This window comes from Exiguobacterium sp. s50, from assembly GCF_018618175.1.
In the GTDB taxonomy this organism is placed as follows: Bacteria; Bacillota; Bacilli; order Exiguobacteriales; family Exiguobacteriaceae; genus Exiguobacterium; species Exiguobacterium chiriqhucha.
Genome location: NZ_JACSLP010000004.1, coordinates 222,639 through 246,398 on the forward strand (window position 1 = coordinate 222,639; position 23,760 = coordinate 246,398).

Genomic DNA, 23,760 nt, shown 5'->3' on the forward strand with positions numbered 1-23,760 from the left:
CGTTGACTCCTCCTTAAATCGCACACTCGGCGTCACAGTCACAACTCGCATCGACCGTCTCGATTTTGTCGAGCAGATCGATGACGATTGCGTAGAATGGGCTCGTCTCGTTCAATCGATAGTGAATCCATTGCTTGTCGCGTCGTTCCAATAATAGCCCCGCTTGGCGCATCATCTTCAAATGACGGCTGATAGCCGGCTGCGAGATGTCGAAACAATCAACGAAGCTACAAGCGCACTGCTCCCCTTCTTGCATTTGCTTGAGCATCGTCAGACGTGTCGGGTCAGCCAACACTTTGAGCACTTTACTGAGTTCTTCTGCGGTATGCATCGTCATTCTCCTTCTCTGTATAACAAAACCGTTATATAACCTTTACGTTATGAAGTTACCATAGTTTTTCATCCGAGGCAATTGTCATTTCGGTGAAAGTTCGTTATGATGGAACACGTTGTGAAAACATGTGTCGGTCGAACGACTTCTCTCATATAATGCGGCGTTTGATCTTCGTGAGACTCGGAGATCAAAGTCAAAAAATATATAGAGAGGTGTGTTCTTTTGGAAAAATTGAATACGATTAAACAAGATTGGCTCGGCAACGTCCGGGCCGACGTCCTAGCCGGCTTCGTCGTCGCACTCGCCCTCATCCCTGAGGCGATTGCGTTCTCGCTCATCGCTGGCGTCGATCCGATGGTAGGGTTATACGCGTCATTCATCATCGCGATGGTCATCTCGATTGCCGGCGGTCGTCCGGCCATGATTTCGGCTGCGACCGGGGCGATGGCGCTCGTCATCGTCTCGCTCGTCGCCGACTACGGGTTGCAATATTTACTCGCCGCGGGGATTCTCGCCGGAATCATTCAAATCGCGCTCGGCTATTTCGGCATCGCCCGCTTGATGAAGTTCATCCCGCGCGCCGTCATGGTCGGCTTCGTCAATGCCTTGGCGATTTTGATCTTCCAGGCACAGTTGACGAACTTTGAAGGTGAGAGCTGGATTATCTGGGCGCTCGTCATTGGATCGCTCGCCATCATCTTCTTGTTCCCACGCATCAACAAAGTCATCCCGGCACCGCTCGTCGCCATCGTCGTCATGACGATTCTGGCGGTCACGCTCGGGCTCGAGACGAAAAACATTAGCGACATGGGTACGATTTCAGCAACGCTCCCGGAATTTTTATTCCCGAACGTCCCGTTGACGTTTGAGACGTTGATGATCATCCTTCCCTACTCGATCTCCCTCGCCTTCGTCGGATTGATCGAGTCGCTGTTGACGGCACAAATCGTCGATGACATGACGGGCACGGATTCGAACAAGAACCGAGAATCAAAAGGACAAGGTATCGCCAACATCATCGCCGGTCTCTTCGGCGGGATGCCAGGGTGTGCGATGATCGGTCAATCGGTCATCAACGTCTCGTCCGGTGCTCGCGGCCGTCTGTCGACGTTTGTCGCCGGACTCGCGTTATTCATCATGATCATGACGATGAGTGATGTGTTGATGCTCATCCCGGTCGGCGCCCTTGTCGGTGTCATGTTCTTTGTCTCGTATGCGACGTTTGACTGGGGCTCGCTCAAAGCGATGCGCACCGCTCAAAAATCGGATACGGTCGTCATGCTCGTGACGGTGCTTGTCACGGTCGTCACGCACGACTTGTCACTCGGTGTGTTCGCCGGGATTTTGACGGCAGCCATCCTGTTCGCCGCAAAAATCTCGAAAGTCGAACTCGACCGCAGTGTAGACGCCGACCGTGCCCGCTACATCGTGAACGGTCAGCTCTTCTTCGCTTCGACGTCCGAGTTCGTCAATCAGTTCGATGTGACCGAAGACGCCGAAGCCGGTGTCAAACATGTCACAATCGACTTCTCGAACACGCATCTATGGGACGATTCGGCCATCGGTGCCATCGATAAAGTTGTCTTCAAGTACCGTGAAGTCGGGATCGAGCCGGAACTGTTGAACTTGAACAAAGATTCAGAGAAACTGCTCAACACGCTCGCGCTGCACTTGAAGCAACAAGAAACAAGCGCCGGCCATTGATTCAATTTCTTCGGGAGTGAACATTCACGTTCGCTCCCTTTTTTATATCCATGGTTCTAGTAAATCGCATATACTAAAAGTAGATTGTGTGAAAGAGGAGGACGTTTCAATGGGAAAGGTATTTTTAGCGGCAGACGGATCTGCCCACTCGAAGCGGGCACTTGAGAAAGCGATTCAGCTCGCCAAGGCATCAGACGCATCCATCGACATCGTCCATGTCGTCAGCGCCAAAGAATCGAAAGAAGCCGCACTCAACTCGACCGGAAAAATCGATCTTGAAACGAAGCGCCAGCAGATGTTGCAACCGCTCTTCGATCAAATCGTTGCAGCCGGGCTTGAGTATGAATATATTGAACTTCGCGGGGAGCCGGACGTCGAGCTCGTCAAATATGCGAACCATCAACCGTACGAGTACGTCGTCGTCGGTTCACGCGGACTGAACACGTTTCAAGAGTTCGTGCTCGGCAGCGTCAGCCATAAGCTCGCCAAACGCGCCCTCGCCCCGGTCATCATCGTCAAATGATCGTCACCCTTTCTTTACGGAGAAAGGGCTTTTTTCTGTTCCATACAGGAAATAGGTCCTATATGTGGAATGGAATAGTGAACTCATTTATGAAGGAGGAACCTACTTGGACATTACCAATGACTCAAATTTATTGCTCATCCTCTTGCCGTTGCTCGTGTTGCAACTCATCTTGCTCGTCGTCGCCTTGATTGATTTGCTCAAACGGCAAGAAACGAATGGACCGAAATGGGTATGGCTTCTCGTCATCCTATTCATCAACATCCTCGGGCCGATCGTCTACTTCCTATGGGGACGGACGAAGCGATGAACGTCACCCAACTGACGAAACGATTCGGCACGTTCACCGCGCTCGACGACGTCAGCTTCTCGCTCCGCCCCGGCTGTACCTCGCTCCTCGGTGAGAACGGGGCCGGCAAGACGACACTGCTCAATATGATTGCCCGCGTGACGACACCGACGTCCGGACAGATCGTCGGGCATGACGCCATCCGCATCGGCTATCTGCCACAGCGACCGGCGCTCTATCCATCGCTCACACCGGTCGAGACGATTCGCTATGCGGCCGAGTTGACCGGCGTCACGAATGTCGACCCGGTCCATTTGTTGAAACGGGTCGGACTCGAGCCCGTCGATCGACCGGCGGCACACTTGTCCGGCGGCATGCGGCAACGGCTCGGCATCGCCCAGGCACTCGTGCATGACCCGGAGCTGTTACTGCTCGATGAACCCGTCTCGGCGCTCGACCCGCGCGGCCGCCGGGAAGTACTCGACCTCTTAAGCGACTTGAAACGAGAGCGGATGATTCTCTATTCGACGCACGTGCTCCCCGATGCCGAGGAAGCGAGCGACTGGGTACTCCTGCTCCGACAAGGTCGCCTACTCATGGAAGGGACCGTGACCGATTTGCTCGGCTCGAAGTCCTCGATTCAAGTCCGTCTGTTCAACGACGTCGTGACAGAGGATGAGTGGCGAACGCTCCCGGGTGTCAGCCACGTCACCCGCTCCGGGACGACATGGGAACTGGAGACGGACGCGAAAGACGTGACGGAACGGGCGCTACTGCAGTTGCTGCTGGAGCGCGGTCTAAGACTCCAATCGCTCCACGTCGGACATCCATCGCTCGAGTCACTCTTTTTGGAGGTGAACGCCTGATGAAACTGGCTATCTTCAAACAAGAGTGGAAAGAGTCATGGCGCAATAAACGGATGATTTGGGTACCGATTGCCTTGATGTTGCTTGCGGCGATGCAACCGCTCACGCTTTATTTCCTCCCGGACATCTTGGCCTCGGGCGGCAACTTGCCGGACGGGGCGGTCATCGAAATTCCGACCCCGTCACCAGAAGAAGTGCTCATGTCGGCGAGCGAACAGTTGCGACAAATCGGCCTGCTCGTCGTGCTGTTATCCGCCGTGCATACGTTCAGTCAAGAACGGTCGCTCGGCACGCTCGCCTGGCTCAAGTCGCTCAAGATTCCGGGCACGCGCATTGTGCTCAGCAAATGGGGACATTATTCGCTACTCGCCGTCGTCGCCATCGGCCTCGCCCAATTGAGCGCCGCCTACTATACAATCGTTTTGTTCGATTCGTTCAACGTCACCGATTTCTTGATCGCGACCGGGCTGCTCATGCTCCATTTCGTCGTCCAGCTATCGATTTTCTTCTTGTTCGCAGCGTTGCTCGAGAGCGGCCTCGTCGCCCTTGTCATCACGCTCGCCCTCCACTTCATCATGTCACTCCTTCTCGGGTGGCTCGAGTGGGACTGGATGCCGTGGCGGCTCGGCTCGTTATCGGCCGAAGTGCTCATGGGCGAGAGTTTACTCGTTTGGCCGATCGTCAGTAGCGTCTTGTTGATTGGCGTGACGCTCTTCGTCGCTTCGAAACGGTTGTTGTTCATAAGCCGTTCGTCCTGATGTAACACCTTCTCAAAATAGTCCTTTAGCCGCCGAGTCAGGGCGGCTTTTCTCATGTATACTTAATTTACAAAATAATTCCAATTTTGCAATTCGATTGTGGAGGAACGACTATGAAGTGGAGTCATGTAGTTGCAGGTTTGGCCGTCAGCATGAGCATCATCCTCAGTAACGACCACGTCCATGCCGCGGCCGGGTTTCAAACGACGACGACGGGAACGGTCTATACGACAGAAGACGGCACGGTGCTGACCGGCTGGCAAGTGATTGACGGCAAGACGTACTATTTCGCGGCAGATGGGACGATGGCCGTCGGTTGGCAAGCAATCGATGGCGCTACATATTATTTTGAAACGGACGGTGTGCTCGTCACCGGGCGCTATTCGATTGACGGGGCGATCTACTTGTTCGCCGCCGACGGGAAGCAGCTGAAAGGCTGGCAACAACTCACGGACGGTCTCTATTACTTCAAATCGAATGGCGTCATGGCGACCGGCTTTTTGACCGTGGACGGGAAACGCTACTTGTTCTCTCTTGAAGGGAAACGGTTGAGCGGTTGGCAAACCGTCAACGGCGTGAAGCATTACATATTCGAAAACGGAACGATTCGGTCGGGCATGTACACGATCAACGGTAAGAAATACTTGCTCTTGAAAGACGGACAGGTCGCGACCGGCTGGCACCAAATCGGCACGCGCCACTACTACTTCGGTACAAGCGGTGTACGCCAGCACGGGCTGAAAAAGATTGGGACGACCGTTTACGGTTTCCACGAGACGTACGGCTATCGGTTGGCCGGCGTTCAAAAAGTCGCCTCTCGCTATTACTATTTCGGGACGGACGGAAAACGTCGCTACGGCCTGCAGACGATTGACGGCAAAGTGTACGGGTTCCATCCCGTCTACGGCTATCGTTTGCAAGGAAAACACAAGGTCGGGACTCGCTATTACTACTTCCACTCGACCGGCGTCCGTGAGACTGGTTGGAAATATACGACGCAATACGAATATTTTGCACCGACCTTGACGAAGAAGACAGATTGGCAAGTCATCAACGGCAAATGGTATTTCTTCGATCTGTCGGGCGTCATGTATAAGAACAAACGCATCGGTAACGCCGCGTTCGATGCCCGGGGCGCCTATAGCAACCCGCTCTCCACCTATAAGATGAGCGTGCCGCTCTATCGTCAATTTGCTATGGGCTACCCGTCCGGCTGCGAGTTCTTCTCGCTCAAGATGGCGCTCGAGAAAAAAGGACGCGTCGTCAGCGCCGAGACGCTATATCGGGAGATGCCGAAAAGCATGTGGAACGCCCGCTATGAGAATCGGCTCTACCGCTGGGTCGACCCGAACGTCATGTTCACAGGCGACCCGAAAGGCAAGCTCAGCAAATATCGCAACTACGGCATTTATCCGAAAGGCATGATCAATTTCTCAAGCAAATACCGGCCTGTGAAAGACTTGTCCGGCCAAGGATTATCTTCAATCGAGCGCGAGCTGTCACTCGGCAATCCGGTCATCGTCTGGGCGAGTGTCGACTTTAAACAGCCTTACGGTCACTTCAATTGGTATACCGCTTCGAACAAAAAATTCACCGGTTTCGTCAATTATCATGTCATGCTCGCGACGGGCTATGACAAGAACAACCTCTATATCAACGACCCGTACCGCGGTCGCCTTGTCATCCCGAAAAGCCAAGTTAGCTCTGTCATGGGCGCGACGGGATGGAAAGCACTTGCCGTACGATAATCGACCAGCCATCGGAGAAATCCGGTGGCTTTTTAGGTACAGCGAATCAAATTCAGAAATAAAATTTCCTATTTTATTTACTTTATATTGAATTAAAAATACAGAATGGTACACTTTCCAATAAGTAGTAAAGCGCTTACATTCATGAAGGAGGAACAGTTATGAAGAAATGGATTGGCGGCCTCGCCGCCCTCACGCTCGTCACGTCATCTGTCATGTTGCTCGATGCCGATGCCAAGTCAGAGCCGAAGAAACCGAAAGTCGAACTCGGGGTCGACCGGTTGATGGACAATCCTGAAATCTTGGCCGGTAAACGAGTCGGACTGATCACGAATCCGACCGGAATCGATGCCAACATGACGAGCATCGTCGACTTGTTCCATAACTCCGATGATTTCGAATTGACGGCACTGTACGGACCAGAACACGGTGTCCGCGGTGATGCGCAAGCCGGATCGACGATCAGTTCATATATCGACGAAGTGACGGGACTCCCCGTCTATAGTCTGTATGGGGCGACGAAAAAACCGACGGCCGAGATGCTAAAAGACGTCGATGTGCTCGTCTTCGATATTCAGGACGTCGGCACGCGCTTCTATACGTACATCTATACGATGGCGTATGCGATGGAAGCAGCAGCCGAGAATGACATCCCGTTCGTCGTCCTCGACCGGCCGAACCCGCAAGGTGGCCTCCGCGTCGAAGGTCCAGTGCTCAACCCGGCCTATTCGAGCTTCATCGGCCTCTATCCGATCCCGCTCAAGCATGGGATGACCGTCGGTGAGCTCGCACGCTTGTTCAATTCGGAGTATCAGATTCAAGCCGACCTCGAAGTCGTCAAGATGAAGGGTTGGAAGCGCTCGATGCTGTACGAGGATACGGGACTCCCGTTCGTCATGCCGTCACCGAACATGCCGACGACGGACACGGTCAACGTCTATCCGGCGACCGGTCTGTTCGAAGGGACGAACCTGTCAGAAGGACGCGGCACAACGAAACCGTTCCAATTGATTGGCGCCCCTTACGTGAAGGCGCATGACTATGCTAAGACGCTGAACGCGCTCGAGCTTCCGGGCGTCACGTTCCGTGCCGCCTCGTTCACGCCGACGTTCTCGAAGAACGCGGGCAAACTGTCGCACGGCGTCGAGGTGTACGTCACAGAGCCGACGAAGTTCGAAGCGGTCAAGACCGGTATCGCCATGGTCAAGACGGCGCACGACCTGTATCCGGACGAGTTCGAGTTCCTCTCAAACGACTTCATCACGAAGCTGACCGGGAACGCCTACGTGAAAGACATGATTCTCGCCGGCGAGTCGCTTGAGGCGATCATGACGAAAGTCGATGCCGAGCGCGATGCGTTCTTGCCGATTCGGAAAGAGTATTTGTTGTATAAATAAGGAGCAGGCAGGCTCACTTGAGTCTGCCTCTTTTTGTAATCAAATGGTAATACCCATTCCCGCCCTATTCAATATATTATATGGTTATATTATCGAAAAAGGAGCTTCCCATTTTGAAAAAATCTGCCTCAGTCTTGCTCGCTGCCGCCTTAGCGACCGCGTTCACATTTACCCCGACGTCCCCGCTCACCGTCAATCCGATCACGGTCGAAGCCTCATATCGTGAGACGGCCGTCAACACGAAAGGTTCCGTTACGGGAATCAGTCAAATCAACGTCCGAAAAACACCGTCAAGCTCAGCGACGAGTGTAGGTAAAATTGTTCGCGACGGCACGATAATGGTCCGGACGTCATTTACGACGAACGGGGCCCGCTGGTACAAAATCCAATGGGGCACGGGGTACGGTTACGTTCCGGCCACGTATATCAAGCTGTCGACAGCCGAAGTCGCGTTCACGAAGGCGACGTACGTCGCCCCATCGAGCGTCTACTTAAAGTCGCGTCCGCTCACGACCTCGTCGAACGTCGTGTTCTTGCGCCAAGGAATGAAGCTTGAGACGATCTCGTATCGTTACACAGGCACGACGCGTTGGTATAAAGTGAACATCGGCACGAAGACGGGGTATATTTTGGCGAAACACATCACGTTCAAAGCCCCGGCGAGCGGTGTCTTGGCCGAGACGAACGAAGAGCGTCAGACGGCTGGCTTATCGGCGCTCGCAGCGTCGGGCGAAGCGAACCGTGTCGCCCAAGTCCGGGCCGACGAGATGGCACAGACGGGCCAGTTCTCGCATCAGCTCCGTGAGAACGGGAGCCCAGGGGACACGCTCGATGCCTACGATGTCAGCTATCGTGGTTGGGGTGAGAACATCTATATGGGGTCGAACGACCCAGGCGCAGCGGTGAACGCCTGGATGAACTCGAGCGGCCACCGCGCCAACATCTTGAACGGGAACTTCACGCACCTCGGTGTCGGCAAGGCCAAGAACGCGCAAGGCTCGACGATTCATGTCCAAGTCTTTTTGACCAAATGAAAAAACGGGAAGTCGCTATTGTCGCGACTTCCCGTTTTGTATTAGCGGCGTTCGTCTTTCAGGCTTTCGAGGTTTTGTTGGGCTTGGCCGGTCTTCTCTTTGGCCGTACCCTTCACTTGATCTTTCTGGCCTTCACGCTTGAGCGATTGATTGTCCGTCGCTTTGCCAACCGCTTCTTTCGCTTTGCCTGCCGCTTTATCGATCAAACCATCAACTTTTTTGTTTAGTCCGTCTTTCATGTGAATCTCCTCCTCGTGGTATCATGTCTAATTCATGTACCACTCTGAGGAAAATTCAAACGTAATGCTCTTTGACAAGAACCCGGAAACGTGGTCGGACGGTCAACTCAATCGTCGTCACCGTGCGGTTCCGGTCCTCGTTCATGACGATCAACAGTTCGCCGTGATCGCGGCGATCCTCGAGCACCTCGACTTTCCCGACCGTTCGCAGCAGCTGATAGTACAACAACTCCCCCGACGCGTCCTTGACGTTCACCTCGAACTCGTGGTAGCTCGGGGAGATTTTAAAATAAAATGACTCCGTCCCGTTCGAGAAACGGAACACCGACTCGTCATAATAAAACGGGAGTGTCGTATCCATCCGTTTCGGCTCGACCGTACAAAACAACGCCCACGTCATCTCATCTGGAAACTTCTCGCTCGACTCTTCTTTGTTGAACTGCCACCCTTTCATCGCGATCCCTCACTTCAACTTCCATTAATTGTCTGAATAATTCGACTATTATAATTCATTCGTCATTGGGTTCGGAATTTCCTGCAAAGGGGAACAAAACATTGTATGCTTTTTCACGTTCCTGATTTGAAAGGAGTTGCGTCCACGTGTCTATCATCGCGCTCGACCATGTCACGAAACGGTTCGGTGAGACAATTGCCTTGAACGACTTTTCACTTCACGTCGAGGCCGGTGAACTGTTCGGCTTGCTCGGACCGAATGGGGCCGGAAAGACGACCGCCATTTCTGTCATGCTGAACTTATATCCTGCCGACAGCGGTACCATCCGTATTTTCGACCACTCGATGCCAAAAGACGAGCAGACGATTAAACGGCGCGTCGGTATCGTCCCGCAACATGTCTCCGTGTACGACCAGCTGACGGTGTTCGAGAACATTCAATTTTTTGCCGAGCTGTATGGGTTCAAACCAGCCGAGGCCAAACAAAAGACCGTGGCCGCCCTCGACTTCGTTGAACTCACGCCACACCAAAAGAAACGTCCGCCGGAACTGTCCGGGGGGCTCCTTCGTCGTCTCAACATCGCCTGCGGCATCGTGCATGAACCAGAACTCATCTTCATGGATGAACCGACCGTCGCCATCGACCCGCAGTCACGCAACACCATCCTCGAGAACATCCGTGAGTTGAATCGACGCGGGGCGACGATCATCTATACGTCCCACTATATGGAGGAAGTCGAGATGCTCTGCGACCGTGTCGCCATCGTCGATGAGGGACGGATTATCGCCGAGGGCACGCAAGATGAGCTGAAAGATCAAGTCATGACGCTCGAGACGGCCCGCATCAAAGTCGACGCCCTCACTCCGGGCCTCTTGGAACGACTCGAATCGCTCGAGCGGGTAAAGAAAGTCGATTACGAGGAACCGTTCCTCGACGTGTCGCTCGAGAAGGACACCCCGCTCGCCCCGCTGCTCGACGTCCTTCATGACGAGCGGGTTCGCTTCACCTCGATCACGGTCGATCGTCCATCCTTGAATACCGTCTTCCTGGCCCTGACCGGTAAGACACTTAGGGAGTGATGACGATGAAACTATGGACGTTCATCAAATATGATGTCAAACAGCAACTGCGGGACCGCTCGACCTTGTTTTGGATGCTCATCTTCCCGATCATTCTCATCTTCGGGCTCGGAACGATGCTGTCGGCCATCTTCAATAGCAACTTCTCGCTCCCGGTCACGGACGTCGCCTACGTCGAACAGTCGACGGATGATTACCGGGTGCCTCTCGAGACGTTCCTCGCCGACGACGACATCAAAGCATTCATCAATCTCGTACCGTACGATAGTATCGCCGCTGCGGAAACCGGCGTGAACGATGGCGACGCCGACGTCATCCTCCATTTGGACGGTCCCGACGTCCGTCTGCTGTACGAGGAACCGTCGACAATCGAATTTGACGTCATCGAGGCCATTCTCAGGCAATATACGGACGTCGCCAATCAGCAGATTATGCTCGCTGAGGCAGGTGTTTCCGCCCCGTTCGAGCCCACGACGTTCATCGACAGCGAGAGCGTCGATTTGTCGGGTCGGACCCCGACATCACTCGAATATTTCACCGTCACGATTTCCATCATGACGGCACTGTTCGGTGCATTCTACATTACCGGCATGCTCAGTGAGGAGAAGCCGATGACCGGGAGTTATCTCCGGATTCAAGCCGCTCCCGTCAAACGGATCGAATATCGCCTGGCTCGCAGCTTGAGCCGATACACACTCATCTTCCTGCAACTCGTGCTCGTGTTTTGGTTCAGCCACTTCGTTTATCGCAGCTTCTCACTCGATTATGTCGAGTTCGGGCTCTTGTTTATCGCTTGGCTCGCCCTCGCCTTATACGGTACCGCGTTCGGTTTTATCGTATCGAGTCTGCCCCGTCTCTCGCGCGGTACGAAAGATGCGATCGTCAACGGGTTCGTCGCCATCATCATGATCCTTTCCGGCGGTTACGTCCCTGGTTTCGATCAAGTGACGCTGAGCGTGGCACCGTGGGCCCAATACGTCTTCATGCCGATCTTTATGCGGGAAGGCATGCTCCAGGTGCTTCTGCGCGGTGGGGATACGACCGTGTTTTGGCAGAGCCTCGGTTGGCTCTCCTTGCATCTCCTCGTGTTCGCTGTCCTCAGTCTCTTGCTTTGGAAAGGGGTGAACCGTCGTGGTGCTATTTAGACATGTCGCCAAGCGCATGCTGCGGAAAAAAGGGCTATGGGTGTTCACGTTCGTCTCCGTATTCGGTTTCGCCTTGATTCTATCGTTCCTCAGCTCGACGTCGGCGTTGAACGCCTCCATCGGCATCCTCGACCGGGATGGCGGGACACTCGCCAATCGTGTGATTGAAGAAGCGGGACGGTTCGGTTCGGTGACACCGCTCGAGACGGACGAGACCGATGAAGCGTTACTGCAAGGACAAGACGTCGTCCTGACGATTCCGGACGGATTCACCGAGGCGCTCTTGAATGGCGAGACGCCGCGTCTCTCGTTCAGCGCGACCGAAGGAAGTGACGCCGCGTTGATCGAGCAAGCGCTCAACTCGCACCTGTCTCGTGAACGGCAGTTACTGATTGCAAGTGATTTTGACGAAGAGCGTTTCAACGAACTGGCCGATCTTGAGACGGAGAACGGCTATACGCTCTCGAGCGAGCCGTTTCAACAGAGCGTGGCGACGACGGCGCGAACGCAGGCGTTCCTCGGTCTACTGTCGTTCGTCATGATGTCGGCCTTTCTCCAGTTCATCCCGTTGTTCGTCGCCGACGACCGGGACGAGAAAATCTATTCCCGCCTGTTCGCCGCCCCGGTCACACCGCGGCGTTACATCGGTTCGTTGTTCGTATCGTTCTGTGCGGTCGGGTTGCTCTACGTGCTCATGTTGCTCGCCTTCAGTGCCGTGCTCTATCGACAAGATATTCTGGCTCACCTGCCTGTCCTGACGTTGTTGTTCATCGTCTATTTGTTCGTCTGTCTCGCCATCGGGTCGCTCATCGCCATCCTCGCGACGAATCGGGAGAAAGCGAACATTTGGCAGACGTCCGTGACGATGGCAGCGGCCATCACCGGAGGCGCCTTCATCAGTCTGACGTGGCTTCCGGAGACGCTCCAAGCCGTCGGGCGCTTCTTGCCGACGTATTGGTTCAACTACGGGGTCGCCCAGATGTATGAGGACCGTCTCCCGCTCAACTCGGTCCTCATATTGCTCGGGATGGCGCTCGTCGTCTTCCTCGTCATCGCCTGGGCGTTGAAGAAGCGACCGCTCACATGAAAAAGGAGAGCCGCGATGGCTCTCCTTTTTCTAATGCTTCAATCACCGCTGCAACGTCGGCACGACTTTCTTGAAGAACACCTCGACGAGTTCAGGGTCGAACTGCTGGCCCGCTTCTTCTTCGATGACCGCGAGCGCCTCATCAAGCGTCTTCGCTTTCCGGTACGGGCGTCCCGTCACCATCACGTCGAACGTGTCGGCAATCGAGATAATTCGTGCCGCGAGCGGAATCTGCTCGCCGCTGATCCCTTTCGGATATCCTTTCCCGTCCCACCGCTCATGATGGGCGAGTACAATCTCGGATAGTGGCCCATACTCCGGCACCGTGCTCAAGATGTTATAACTCACTTCGGGATGACGTTTAATTTCACGCCATTCGGCCTCAGTCAACATCCCAGGCTTGTCTAAAATCTCATTGCTAATCGCGACCTTGCCGATATCGTGAAGCGTTGCGGCCGTAACGAGCTCGTTCACTTCGGCGCTCGTGAAGTTCATCGCTTGCCCCAGTTGTCGTGACAATTCGGCGACGCGCTGTGAATGGGCCTCCTCGCGCGGAATCTTCTCATAAAGCGTCCGCATGATGAGTTGAATCGAGTAATGTCGCCGGCTCTGTTTCTCGGAAACCTTATGGTGGTACATTCGATTTTCGGCCAAGTTGAACACTTCGGAAATGGAGAGCGAGTCGTCGACTTTCACCGCTTCCCCGAACGATGCCGAGATCGGCAAGCCTTCAATCGCTTTATCGTGAAACAACTGACTCAAACGTTCTGATAGAAGAATTGCCTCGTCGCGCGACGTGTTCGGCATGATGATGACGAACTCATCACCTCCGATTCGAGCGACCGTATCCTTGCCACGAATCTCACGCTTGAGCGTCATCGTCGCTTCAATCAACAAACGGTCCCCGACAAGATGACCAAACGCATCGTTCGTCAACTTTAATCCGTTAATATCAACGACAATCAAAGCGAGCGGATAATAGCATGGTTCGTCGTATGTGATCAGTGCCTCATCGAAATATCGACGATTTTTTACCCCGGTCAATTGATCGTGGTAACTCAAGTATTCGATTTCCATCTCATACTTTTTCTTCTCGGTCACATCGCCGATATAGCCGTGCCAGAGGACGTGACCTTCACCGAGCTTCTCTGGACGCGACGATCCTAAAATCCACGTCGTCCCCCCGTCTGGTGTGATGACTCGGAACTCCGCGTCCCAAATCGTCAAATTCTCATACGACGCCTCGATGCTCGCCATCACGTTCGGGTAGTCATCGGGATGAATCTTCGAGAACACGAGCTCCGGGTCGTCCTTCATCTCCTCGAATGTGATCCCGGTCAACACTTCGAATCCTCGGCTAAAGAACGGAAAATGGAAACTGCCGTCCGGTCGGCGCTCAAACTGATAGATGGCACCAGGGACTTGATCCGATAGTTTCGTGAGCAAACGGTCCCGCTCGGCGAGTTCTTCCTCGAGCTGGACCCGCTCCGTCACGTCTTTGGCGACGGCATATATATAATTGCCTTGTGCCTTTGAATGCCATTCGATTGAGCGATAGTCCCCGTCGACGGTCCGGTATCGGTTGATAAAGCGGAAGATGTCTTGCCCTTCCTCAAGCATGGCGAACGCTTCATTCGTCTTCTCGACGTCATCGGGATGGACGAGGCTCGTGAAGTCCATATTCTCTAGCTCTTCGAGTGGAAACCCGAGCACGCGCTCCCAAGCCACGTTCAAATGGAAAATCTCATGATTTTTATAAGACATGATGCATTCCAAATCGACAGTCGCAAACCCTTCGAACATCGATTCTTTCGCATCTCCGATTTGCCGGTCTGCTTTCGTCATCTGTTCAAGGATGTGCACGATGTACAACTCAACGAGACCGAGCCGGCTCGCTTGTTTATTTCCTTGCATGACGATCGTCAAATCTCCATAAAATACGCCATCCTTCTCGATTTTGAATAAGATGACTTGACCGAGGTCAAAGATGCGCAAAATATTTTTGATGAGCCGCTTCGGCAGCACACCTTCGACAAGCGGTAAAATATCGTCGAAGATAATCGGGCTCGGCGCTTCTAACAACTTCAATCGTTTTGGACTCATCGGCCATTTTCGTCCGACCGGATGGAAGCCGAGTACGTCGAGACTGCGTTCGAGCAGCTCATCGATGCCCGACAAGGCAACGGTCGAGTACGTATTGCCATCGTCATCGACTAGATTGAGTGTCACGGCCTTGGCCCCGGTGAAACCACGAATCTGATCGAGAAAATGTTGGTTCATCAACAGTTCGCGCCCGGTCGTGACGAACCGGTGTGACACGTTGACGAGTTGCTTCAGTGCATTGTTCTCTTGGACGTGTGGCGTAATGTCATGGAACAACGTCGACACGTACCCCGGACGTTCACTGAACACGGACAACTCATACCAAGCCTTGTTGCGGCGTGAGAAATGTTCGAACGTGATCGCTTCCCCACTATCCACGGCCCGTGCGACTTGGACGATCCACTCCCGCTCGCTGTACTCAAAGTCTTTCAACTTGTCGGTGATGCGCCCCCCGAGAAAGTGTTCACGCTTCGCCTTCATGATGCGCTCGAACGCCTCGTTCACTTCGTGGAACTCGTAATCGACGGGCTCCCCCGCCTCATCGTAGAGCACTTTAAATTCGACGTAGCCTTGGGGCATATGGCGCAACAAGGATTGGAATTTGGTTTGGTTTAGGTCTGCCACGTCGGTTCCTCCTCTGCTTACTTCTATTATTCAGTTTACCTCATTTTTTATGAATTCCCTATATTTGCCGAATCGATTCTTGTGAATCGGTTACATGAAGTTTTTGTAAAGGTACACGTTCGACGGTTGCATAAATTTGCTTAGGTTGTTACACTGATTTCGACATCCGATATCGAAAATCGATTTCAAGGAGATGATGTATGTGGAAGACCGCGTCCTTCGCAAGCTGTTCCTCGGCTTTATTCATATTCACATCTTGCATCATGCTGCCGAACATCCGGTATATGGCGCGTGGATGGTCGAAGAACTTCGAGAGCACGGCTACTCGATCAGTGCCGGCACGCTCTACCCAATTTTACACACGATGGAGCAGGATGGCCTGCTCGTCCGGACCAATGAGCTCGTCGGAGGCCATATCCGGAAGAACTATACGACGACCGAAAAAGGTCTCGTCGTCTTGGCGGAAGCCCGTCAAAAAGCGTATGAACTATTTAAAGAGATTAAGGAGTGAATCACATGTCTAAACAACGTGTAACGTTTAAGACGTTACTAGAGATTTTATTCGTCTCGACCCGACTCGGACTGACATCGTTCGGCGGACCGGTCGCCCACCTCGGTTATTTCCATGAGGAGTACGTCCGTCGCCGCAAATGGATGGACGAACGTGCCTACGCCGACCTCGTCGCCCTCTGTCAGTTCTTGCCCGGTCCGGCCAGTAGTCAGGTCGGGATCGGGATTGGTATCGTCCGAGGCGGGATTCTCGGCGGGATCACGTCGTTCATCGGCTTCACATCACCGTCCGTCATCGCCCTCATCTTGTTCGCCTTGCTCGTCTCAGGACTCGACGTCTCCGATGCCGGCTGGCTCTACGGCTTGAAAGTCGTCGCCGTCGCCATCGTCGCCCACGCCATTCTCGGCATGGCCGGCAAATTGACGCCCGATGCGAAGACTCGCACAATCGCGTTCTTCGCGCTCGCCGGCGTGTTGTTATGGCAAACCGCCTATAGCCAGGTGCTCGTCATCTTGCTCGCCGGTCTGGCCGGATTCTTGCTGTTCAAACCGAACAACTTGGACGTCAAATCGGCGTCGTTCCCGCTCTCGAAACGACTCGGGGCGACGCTGCTCGGTCTGTTCGGTGCGTTGCTCGTCATCTTGCCGATTTTGCGTGAGACGATTGAAAGTCAATCGATTGCCCTGTTCGACAGCTTTTACCGGGCCGGTGCACTCGTCTTCGGTGGCGGTCACGTCGTCTTGCCGCTGCTCGAGCGTGAGCTCGTACCGACCGGTTTCTTGAGCGAAGAGGCGTTCCTTGCTGGTTACGGGGCCGCCCAAGCCGTACCGGGACCGCTCTTCACGTTCGCGTCTTACCTCGGGACGGTCATCAATGGTGTGCCGGGCGGACTGCTCGCGACGGTCGCCATCTTCTTGCCAGCGTTCCTGTTGATTCTCGGTGCCTTGCCGTTTTGGGATGCGCTCCGTCGCAACCCGAAAGTCGCGGGCGCACTCATCGGAGTTAACGCCGCCGTCGTCGGGATTTTGATTGCGGCGTTCTATCAGCCGATTTTCACAAGTACCGTCAACGGTGCGGTCGATTTCGTCTTCGCCGCCTTCTTGTTCGCCATGATCGCGTATTGGAAGATGCCGCCTTGGGCGCTCGTCATCGTCGGAGTCATCGGTGGGATGATCATCGGTACGCTATAACACGAAAAAGGGACTTCTCGATGAAGTCCCTTTTGTCATGCTCGCCATTTCCAGCGCATATAGTTGATGAACAGTTTCACGTACGCCAGCTGTTCGCGGACGACGTATTTCAGTTTCGTGGCCGTCGGCGTCTTCGCATAGAGCGCGTCGGTCGAGAGTCCAAAATATAGCCGCCCGACGAGTCGGGCCCGTCTGACGTGAAAGTCGTTCGTAACGATCGTCAGCCCGGGCGCGCCGTCCCAAATCGAGCGGCTCAACTGAAAATTCTCCACCGTCGACGTCGACTCCGCCTCGATATGGATGCGGGTCTCGTCAATCCCTCGGGCCATTAATTCCCGGGCAATGACGTCTGCTTCCGCCATCCCTTCATCAGGTCCTTGTCCTCCGCTAGCAATCAGTTCGACGTGCGGATACCGCTTTGCATAGTCAGCGGCCGCCTCAATCCGATAGCGCAAGGCGCTCGATGGTTGGATGCCATTCACTTTGGCGCCGAGGACGAGGACGTACCGATACGTCCCGTCGGCGGTTCGTCGTTTCATCTCTCTCACCTGCCTACTTGTTAGTATAACGACTTCTCATCAAAAAAAGCCAATCATCACATGGATGATTGGCAGTTTGTTAAAAGCTATCTTCATAATCCCCAGACATCCCGGAGATACGGTCGTTATGCATGAACAAGACGAGGTCGACATCGTTCTCTTCGACGTAGTCCGTGATATCGACTTTGCCTTCCGCGTAGCGGACGTCAATCGCCGAGACCGTTCCGAATGACTCTCCGAGGAAGCCGAGCACCGGGTTCGCATATGAATCCTTCAAGACGAGCACATGCAAGTCGTTGACCGGATCTTTCTGCTCGATGCGCAACTGTGCGTAGTTGTCTTTCATGAACACTTTATAGAAATCGGCGAATCGGTTCGTCTCTTCCGCTTCTTCGCGGGCGATGACCGAATGACCGCAATCATCCCCGTTCCGACATACCTCGGTCGTGAAACCGTCTTTCGGTTCCATCCACTCCAAGTAATCGAGCTTCTCGACGTACGGGAGTGAAATCTCACGAGCGTATGAGCCGTAGTAAGGCTGTTCGATTTTGAACGTCTCCATGTCGGACGCCTCTAATTTTGGCACGTCCTCATAGTCCTGTTGGAGCCGTTCGATGATTTGCTGATACCCGAGGAATGCGCCTTGCACGTTCCAGTGGTGATCGTTATAGAAATAGATGTCTTCCATCGGCTGCTCAAAGAGCGTCTCTCCGAGGTCGATGAGCTCAAAGTCGGCTCCTTCGACCGCGTCATGGAGATTGCCTCGGCTCTCTAAGTCGCCACTGATAACGTAGTCCGGAATCATCTCGTTTTGCGCCGCATGGACCGGCTTACTCGGCGCGGACGCGAAGTAGACCGGGACATCCTGTTCTTGCATCGTTGCCCCGAACTCAGGGAACAGACGCTTCATGTTATCGAACCCGCGTACAGGCTCATCCGGACCGATGAGCACCCCGTTGTCGAGGGCGAGTACCCCGTTGTTGATTTTTTGTTGGAAGACGTTCTTTTGGAAGCCTGCCTGCAGACCCATCCAACGGTCACGTTGAAACACTTGGTCGCTCGAGTAGCTTTCGAACTCTTCCATATAAGAACCATCCCGCACGGCACTGACCGAGACGTCCGGCTGTTGCGCGAGCTGACGCCCTTCTAGTACCGATACTTCCCGATCCTGACCGAACCAATACGTGGCCAGTCCGAGAAAGAGCACGCCTAGAAAGACACCGAGCAACAGAAAATCGGCGAACCAGGATTGTTCGAGCCCTTTCGGCTTTTTCTCAATCGGCCGTGGGCTAGGTTTTCTAGAATCTAATGGCTTCTGCATCATATTGCTCCTTTCTCTTTAGAAGCGGAAGTAGATGAACGGGTTGAACGTGCTCGATACGATATACGAAATCGACAAGAAGAAGAGCACGAGCACACCGCTCACCCGGACGAGCCCGACGATTCGGCGGGTCGCCGTCGTTTTCGTGTCATCGAGTTCTTGACTCAAGAACTTCCCGACGACGATACGTGGAATCGGTGTGGCCGCAATAATGGCGATCAAGAGCACGACCCCATATTGGACCAAGTAGTAGAGCGCTTGTTGATCGAACAGCGGTCCGCCGTGAAGGCCGAACATCGTCTGCAAGTAAGCAATCGCATACGGGAAATCGTCAGCTCGGAAGAAGACCCAACCGATGATGACGACGAACAGTGTGAATGACAGCGACAGCCAAGACGGCATCGCCTTCAACCATTTCCCAAGGAATGCACGTTCGAGCATGATGAATACCCCATAGTATACACCCCAGGCGATAAACGTCCAGCTCGCCCCGTGCCAAATCCCAGTCAAGAACCAGACGACAGCCAAGTTGCGGTACGTCTTCCATTCGCCTTGGCGATTTCCGCCGAGCGGGATATAGACGTAGTCACGGAACCAGCTACCGAGTGACATATGCCATCTGCGCCAAAACTCCGAAACAGAACGAGAGATATACGGGTAGTTAAAGTTCTCTAAGAAGTGGAACCCGAACATACGCCCTAGCCCGATGGCCATATCTGAATACCCTGAGAAATCGAAGTAAATTTGGAGCGAATAGGCGATAATCCCGATCCAGGCGAGTGTCGTCGACATCTCTCCGGCCGGCATGCCGAAAATCTGATCGGCGACGTAGCCAGCGCTGTTCGCTAAAATCATTTTCTTCCCGAGACCGATGACGAAGCGCTGAATCCCAGACACGAAGTCATCAATCGTCTCACGACGATCGACGATCTCATCGGCGACCGTTTGATAGCGGACGATCGGTCCGGCAATCAATTGCGGGAAGAACGAGACGTACAAGGCCAAGTCAAAGATGTTGCGTTGGACTTGCCCATCCTTGCGATACACGTCGATGACGTAACTCATCGCTTGGAACGTGAAGAACGAGATACCGAGCGGGAGCGGGATTTCCGGGTCGTTCAACGAGAAACCGAGCACGCTGTTGACGTTCTCGACGAAGAAGCTCGCATATTTGAACACTCCAAGCATCCCGAGGTTCCCGAGCACCATGAGTGTCATCCATAGCTTGATTTTCTTTTCATGATGACGGTCGCGGTCGACGAGCAGTCCGAAGACATAGTTCATTGCGATCGACGCAAGCATAATCAATACAAATCGCGGTTCACCCCAGGCGTAAAAAAACAGACTCGCGACGAGCAAAATCGTGTTTTTAATGGGACGCGGTGAGATAAAGTACAGGCCGAGTACAATCGGCAAGAAATAAAATAAAAAGACGGTTGAACTAAATAGCATATCAGTTAGTCCCTTCCTACAAGATTACTCCTCAAACGAGAGGTATAGATCATCGAGTCGAATCGTCTGAGGCTCCGTCGTCTCAATCACATATTTGTAAGAGAGTTTGAAGTACTCTGCCCCTTCGACTTGAGGAATCGACTCCTCGATGTGGTTGTCGCCCGGATTGAGCGTCAACTTGAAGCGTTTATTCGAGACGCGTTCTTTCTTCGTATACTGCATGAAATACATCTCGAGCTTCACGGTCTTGTCACTGAGCACGTGAATATGCGTATCGAGGCCAATCGTTTGGCAAGGGTCCATCTGCGCGTCCGGCAAAAACATTTGCGACGGCGGAATCTCGAATTTCAAATCGAACAGTTGCACGTAAATCGAGTCGGACTCACTCTCCGGCATGAAAGTAACCTCTGTCTTATACCCTTCTTCGCGCATCCGTAAGTGATCCTTTTGGTAACCGCGCGGATAATAATGATAAATCGCAGGGCGGATTCTTTTGACTGCCATATCGTTTCCTCCGTTTTATAAGAAAAGAGTTGCCGTACACATGTACGAGACAACTCTTATTCTTTTACATTAAATTATTAGAAGTCTGTTGCCAAAATGGCGTCGACGATGCGACGTGACGCTTCCCCGTCACCGTATGGGTTCGAGGCTTTCGACATCTTCTCGTAAGCCGTTGCGTCCGAGAGAAGCTCATCGGCAAGACCAAAGATGACTTCTTCCTCTACACCAGCGAGTTTCAACGTACCAGCGGCCACGCCTTCCGGACGTTCCGTCGTGTCACGAAGGACGAGGACTGGAACACCAAGTGACGGTGCTTCTTCTTGCACGCCGCCCGAGTCCGTGAGGATCAAGTGCGAAATCGATGCATAGTTGTGGAAGTCAAAGACGTCGAGCGGTTCGATCAAGTGGACACGGTCGATATCGTGCAAAATCTCGTTGGCGAGTTCGCGCACGACCGGGTTCATGTGGACCGGATAGACGACTTCGATATCGTCGTACTTCTCAATCAAACGGCGCACAGCGCGGAACATGTTGCGCATCGGCTCGCCGAGGTTCTCGCGGCGGTGGGCCGTGAGCAAGACGAGACGGCGTCCCGATTCACGGATTGAATCGAGCAACTCGTTCGAGTAGTCCTCACGGACCGTCGTTTTGAGTGCGTCGATTGCCGTGTTGCCGGTGACGAAGATTTTGTCTTCCGGCTTGCCTTCACGAAGCAAATTCTCTTTCGACGTTTCCGTCGGTGCGAAGTGAAGGTCGGCCATGACGCCTGTGAGCTGACGGTTCATCTCTTCTGGGAATGGCGAGTACTTGTTGTACGTGCGAAGACCGGCTTCGACGTGCCCGACCGCAGTTTGGTTGTAGAACGCCGCGAGCGAGGCCGCGAACGTCGTCGTCGTGTCACCATGGACGAGGACGATGTCCGGCTTCGTTTCAGCGATGACTTCTCCCATTCCTTTGAGGACGCGTGACGTCACGTCATACAACGTTTGCTTGTCTTTCATGATATCTAAATCGTAGTCTGGCTTGATTTCGAACAACTCGAGCACTTGGTCAAGCATTTGACGGTGCTGCGCCGTGACGACGACGATTGGTTCGACCCCTTCACGTTTCTTTAACTCAAGAACGAGTGGTGCCATTTTAATCGCTTCTGGGCGTGTCCCGAAGACAGTCATTACTTTTTTCATCGATTCGCTAACTCCTCTTCTGTGAGCGGCGGCAAGATATACGTCTCGCCGAGCTCTGTAGATTCGACAACGGTTGTCCGGCGTTTCAACTTATCCGCTTTAAACGCGTCTTGCTGATCTTTTGATAAGTTACGGAACCATTTTAAAAACTTGTTATATTCACGCGCGACTTCTTCGACCGGTCCGTATTCGCGGACCTCGCCGAACTCGAGCCAAAGTCCGAGCGTACAGAACTGTCGGACTTGGGACACGGAGTGGCTGATGAAGAAAATCGTCTTGCCTTGATCCTTGAACTCGTTCATCTTGGCGAGACACTTGTCGGTGAACGTTTGGTCCCCGACCGAGAGCGCCTCATCGATGACGAGGATGTCCGGATCGATGTTAATCGAAATCGCAAATCCGAGGCGTGATTTCATCCCGCTCGAATACGTCTTGACGGGTTGATAAATGAAGTCACCGATATCGGCGAAATCAATGATTTCTGGCGTCAACTCGGCAATCTCATGTTTCGTCATCCCGAGCATGAGCCCTTTTAATTCGATATTCTCCATCCCGGTCAAGTTCCCGTTCAGGCCAGACGAGATCGCGATGAGCGCCGTCTTGCCTTTCAGCTCGATTTGACCATGGGTTGGCGGCATGACATCCGCGAGCAAGTTCGACATCGTCGATTTCCCTGACCCGTTGATGCCGATGATGCCGACGACTTCGCCCGGCGGCACTTCAAACGTGACGTTCCGGAGTGCGTAGAATTGCTTGCCGTTCGTTTTATTGAGGAAAATCTCCTTCAATTTGTCGGTCGGCTTGTTGTATAACGTATAACGTTTTGACACGTTCTCAAATTTAACTTGGTACATGATAGCCTCCTCAAATGTAATCGATGAAATATCGACGGAAGCGCATATGGATCATCGAACCGACAAAGAAGAGGACGAGCACGATCGCCCAATAGTAGAGACCATACGCCCAGTTGTTCGCGAGCCAATCGGTCCCGAGGAACATCGAACGATACCCTTCAATCAAATAGTACAACGGGTTGATTTGAAGAACCTCTGCGAGACGGCCGGTCGGAACCCAAAAAATCGGCGTCAAGTACATGAGCATTCGCATGAGCGATTGCAGTAAGTTTTGTAAGTCGCGCACGATGGTCGTCAGTGCGGACGTGATTAACGCTAGCGAGTAAAGTAAGGCAAGAGCACTGATCGCCAAGTATATGAACCAAAGCGAATGGAGCCCCATCGGATAGCCGAACGCCCACATTAACACGTAGGATACCGCCACTAAAATGGCATGGCGATAAAACAACGATAACAGGACGTAAGCAGGAATCGTTGAGATTGGAAAGCTCATTTTGGAAACTAACCCAATCTTCGAATAGACAGACCGAGCCGTAGAAGTGATTGCCGCGGCAATAAAGAACCAGACGACAATCCCTGCAACGAGCCATGGCAGAAACGGCACGCCATCAATCGGCCTGCCGCTTCGAATACCAAATCCAAATACAAACCAATAGACTGCGATTTGCAGCAATGGCGTGACGAATTCCCATAAAAATCCGAGGTACTGCATTGAATAGTTGCTCTTCGTCTCATACGTCGCGAGACGCATGATCAGATACTTACTCGACTGCAGTTCTGAAAGAATAGCTTTCGCGGATTTAAACATGTGAATTCACCTT

The 23,760-nt window shown here is 53.3% G+C and carries 23 protein-coding genes and 1 pseudogene; 13 read left to right on the forward strand and 11 right to left on the reverse strand.

Translation table 11 applies throughout. The features are described from left to right. Positions 1-13 precede the first annotated feature (13 nt). Positions 14-331, reverse strand: a complete 318-nt coding sequence (locus tag KNP68_RS07700) for an ArsR/SmtB family transcription factor (protein WP_214799257.1) — start codon at positions 329-331, stop codon at positions 14-16. Positions 332-556: 225 nt separating this feature from the next. Here KNP68_RS07700 and KNP68_RS07705 point away from each other — a divergent pair, with 225 nt between their 5' ends. The 8 genes from KNP68_RS07705 (at position 557) to KNP68_RS07740 (ending at position 8,653) form a co-directional block, all read left to right on the forward strand. Then, positions 557-2,038: a SulP family inorganic anion transporter gene (locus KNP68_RS07705; protein ID WP_131471871.1), complete on the forward strand. Its 1,482-nt coding sequence runs from the start codon at positions 557-559 to the stop codon at positions 2,036-2,038. 109 nt (positions 2,039-2,147) lie between these two features. Beyond that, positions 2,148-2,561 (forward strand): universal stress protein, encoded by a 414-nt coding sequence (locus KNP68_RS07710; RefSeq protein ID WP_214751611.1) that lies wholly within the window; start codon positions 2,148-2,150, stop codon positions 2,559-2,561. Between the two features lie 106 nt (positions 2,562-2,667). Beyond that, positions 2,668-2,871, forward strand: a complete 204-nt coding sequence (locus KNP68_RS07715; RefSeq protein ID WP_021066453.1) for a PLD nuclease N-terminal domain-containing protein — start codon at positions 2,668-2,670, stop codon at positions 2,869-2,871. Continuing rightward, positions 2,868-3,716 (forward strand): ABC transporter ATP-binding protein, encoded by an 849-nt coding sequence (locus tag KNP68_RS07720; RefSeq protein ID WP_131471867.1) that lies wholly within the window; start codon positions 2,868-2,870, stop codon positions 3,714-3,716. Before KNP68_RS07715 ends, KNP68_RS07720 begins: the two co-directional genes overlap by 4 nt. Further along, positions 3,716-4,474 carry an ABC transporter permease gene (locus KNP68_RS07725; protein WP_214799259.1) on the forward strand — a complete coding sequence of 253 codons (759 nt, stop codon included), beginning with the start codon at positions 3,716-3,718 and terminating at the stop codon, positions 4,472-4,474. The genes KNP68_RS07720 and KNP68_RS07725 overlap by 1 nt, the downstream gene beginning before the upstream one ends. 113 nt (positions 4,475-4,587) lie before the next feature. Next, positions 4,588-6,222 (forward strand): C39 family peptidase, encoded by a 1,635-nt coding sequence (locus tag KNP68_RS07730; protein WP_214799261.1) that lies wholly within the window; start codon positions 4,588-4,590, stop codon positions 6,220-6,222. Positions 6,223-6,437: 215 nt separating this feature from the next. Then, the gene (locus KNP68_RS07735; protein ID WP_251131483.1) at positions 6,438-7,619 is read left to right on the forward strand and encodes an exo-beta-N-acetylmuramidase NamZ family protein; all 1,182 of its coding nucleotides are present in this window, start codon (positions 6,438-6,440) and stop codon (positions 7,617-7,619) included. Between the two features lie 113 nt (positions 7,620-7,732). Continuing rightward, the gene (locus tag KNP68_RS07740; protein WP_214714126.1) at positions 7,733-8,653 is read left to right on the forward strand and encodes a CAP domain-containing protein; all 921 of its coding nucleotides are present in this window, start codon (positions 7,733-7,735) and stop codon (positions 8,651-8,653) included. A 41-nt stretch (positions 8,654-8,694) separates the two neighbouring features. Here KNP68_RS07740 and KNP68_RS07745 read toward each other — a convergent pair whose 3' ends face one another. Together KNP68_RS07745 and KNP68_RS07750 are read right to left on the reverse strand one after the other, a co-directional pair. Continuing rightward, positions 8,695-8,892 (reverse strand): CsbD family protein, encoded by a 198-nt coding sequence (locus KNP68_RS07745; RefSeq protein ID WP_021066447.1) that lies wholly within the window; start codon positions 8,890-8,892, stop codon positions 8,695-8,697. Positions 8,893-8,947: 55 nt separating this feature from the next. After that, a complete protein-coding gene (locus tag KNP68_RS07750; protein ID WP_214799265.1) occupies positions 8,948-9,346 on the reverse strand; it encodes a hypothetical protein in 399 nt (132 codons plus the stop codon). A 146-nt stretch (positions 9,347-9,492) separates the two neighbouring features. Between KNP68_RS07750 and KNP68_RS07755 the strand changes: the two genes are divergently transcribed. Genes KNP68_RS07755 through KNP68_RS07765 form a run of 3 tightly spaced genes read left to right on the forward strand, consistent with a single transcriptional unit; the run spans position 9,493 to position 12,657 of the window. Further along, positions 9,493-10,425, forward strand: coding sequence for an ABC transporter ATP-binding protein (locus tag KNP68_RS07755; protein ID WP_214799267.1), 933 nt, complete (start codon positions 9,493-9,495; stop codon positions 10,423-10,425). Between the two features lie 5 nt (positions 10,426-10,430). Next, on the forward strand, positions 10,431-11,570 hold the full coding sequence (locus KNP68_RS07760; protein WP_242678982.1) for an ABC transporter permease: 1,140 nt from the start codon (positions 10,431-10,433) through the stop codon (positions 11,568-11,570). After that, a complete protein-coding gene (locus tag KNP68_RS07765) occupies positions 11,557-12,657 on the forward strand; it encodes an ABC transporter permease (protein ID WP_214799269.1) in 1,101 nt (366 codons plus the stop codon). Before KNP68_RS07760 ends, KNP68_RS07765 begins: the two co-directional genes overlap by 14 nt. Before the next feature lie 42 nt (positions 12,658-12,699). On the opposite strand, the gene KNP68_RS07770 is transcribed toward KNP68_RS07765, so the two are convergent. Beyond that, complete coding sequence (locus KNP68_RS07770; protein WP_353048042.1) at positions 12,700-15,384, reverse strand: HD domain-containing phosphohydrolase; 2,685 nt, start codon at positions 15,382-15,384, stop codon at positions 12,700-12,702. 202 nt (positions 15,385-15,586) lie between these two features. Between KNP68_RS07770 and KNP68_RS07775 the strand changes: the two genes are divergently transcribed. Next, complete coding sequence (locus KNP68_RS07775) at positions 15,587-15,895, forward strand: PadR family transcriptional regulator (protein WP_021066441.1); 309 nt, start codon at positions 15,587-15,589, stop codon at positions 15,893-15,895. 5 nt (positions 15,896-15,900) lie between these two features. Beyond that, on the forward strand, positions 15,901-17,085 hold the full coding sequence (gene chrA / locus KNP68_RS07780; protein WP_214756253.1) for a chromate efflux transporter: 1,185 nt from the start codon (positions 15,901-15,903) through the stop codon (positions 17,083-17,085). Positions 17,086-17,120: 35 nt separating this feature from the next. On the opposite strand, the gene KNP68_RS07785 is transcribed toward chrA, so the two are convergent. The 7 genes and pseudogenes from KNP68_RS07785 to KNP68_RS07815 form a co-directional block, all read right to left on the reverse strand. Further along, positions 17,121-17,624: a YdcF family protein gene (locus KNP68_RS07785; protein WP_214756252.1), complete on the reverse strand. Its 504-nt coding sequence runs from the start codon at positions 17,622-17,624 to the stop codon at positions 17,121-17,123. A gap of 79 nt (positions 17,625-17,703) precedes the next feature. After that, positions 17,704-18,945: a DHHW family protein gene (locus tag KNP68_RS07790; RefSeq protein ID WP_214799271.1), complete on the reverse strand. Its 1,242-nt coding sequence runs from the start codon at positions 18,943-18,945 to the stop codon at positions 17,704-17,706. 18 nt (positions 18,946-18,963) lie between these two features. Then, positions 18,964-20,397, reverse strand: coding sequence for an MBOAT family O-acyltransferase (locus KNP68_RS07795; RefSeq protein ID WP_214756250.1), 1,434 nt, complete (start codon positions 20,395-20,397; stop codon positions 18,964-18,966). A 24-nt stretch (positions 20,398-20,421) separates the two neighbouring features. Beyond that, on the reverse strand, positions 20,422-20,901 hold the full coding sequence (locus KNP68_RS07800) for a hypothetical protein (RefSeq protein WP_021066436.1): 480 nt from the start codon (positions 20,899-20,901) through the stop codon (positions 20,422-20,424). 77 nt (positions 20,902-20,978) lie between these two features. Then, positions 20,979-22,085, reverse strand: a complete 1,107-nt coding sequence (gene wecB, locus KNP68_RS07805; protein ID WP_021066435.1) for a non-hydrolyzing UDP-N-acetylglucosamine 2-epimerase — start codon at positions 22,083-22,085, stop codon at positions 20,979-20,981. 80 nt (positions 22,086-22,165) lie between these two features. Further along, positions 22,166-22,942: pseudogene (tagH, locus tag KNP68_RS07810) on the reverse strand (teichoic acids export ABC transporter ATP-binding subunit TagH); the annotation flags it as partial. A gap of 7 nt (positions 22,943-22,949) precedes the next feature. Continuing rightward, positions 22,950-23,747: an ABC transporter permease gene (locus KNP68_RS07815; protein ID WP_021066433.1), complete on the reverse strand. Its 798-nt coding sequence runs from the start codon at positions 23,745-23,747 to the stop codon at positions 22,950-22,952. Between the last annotated feature and the right edge of the window lie 13 nt (positions 23,748-23,760).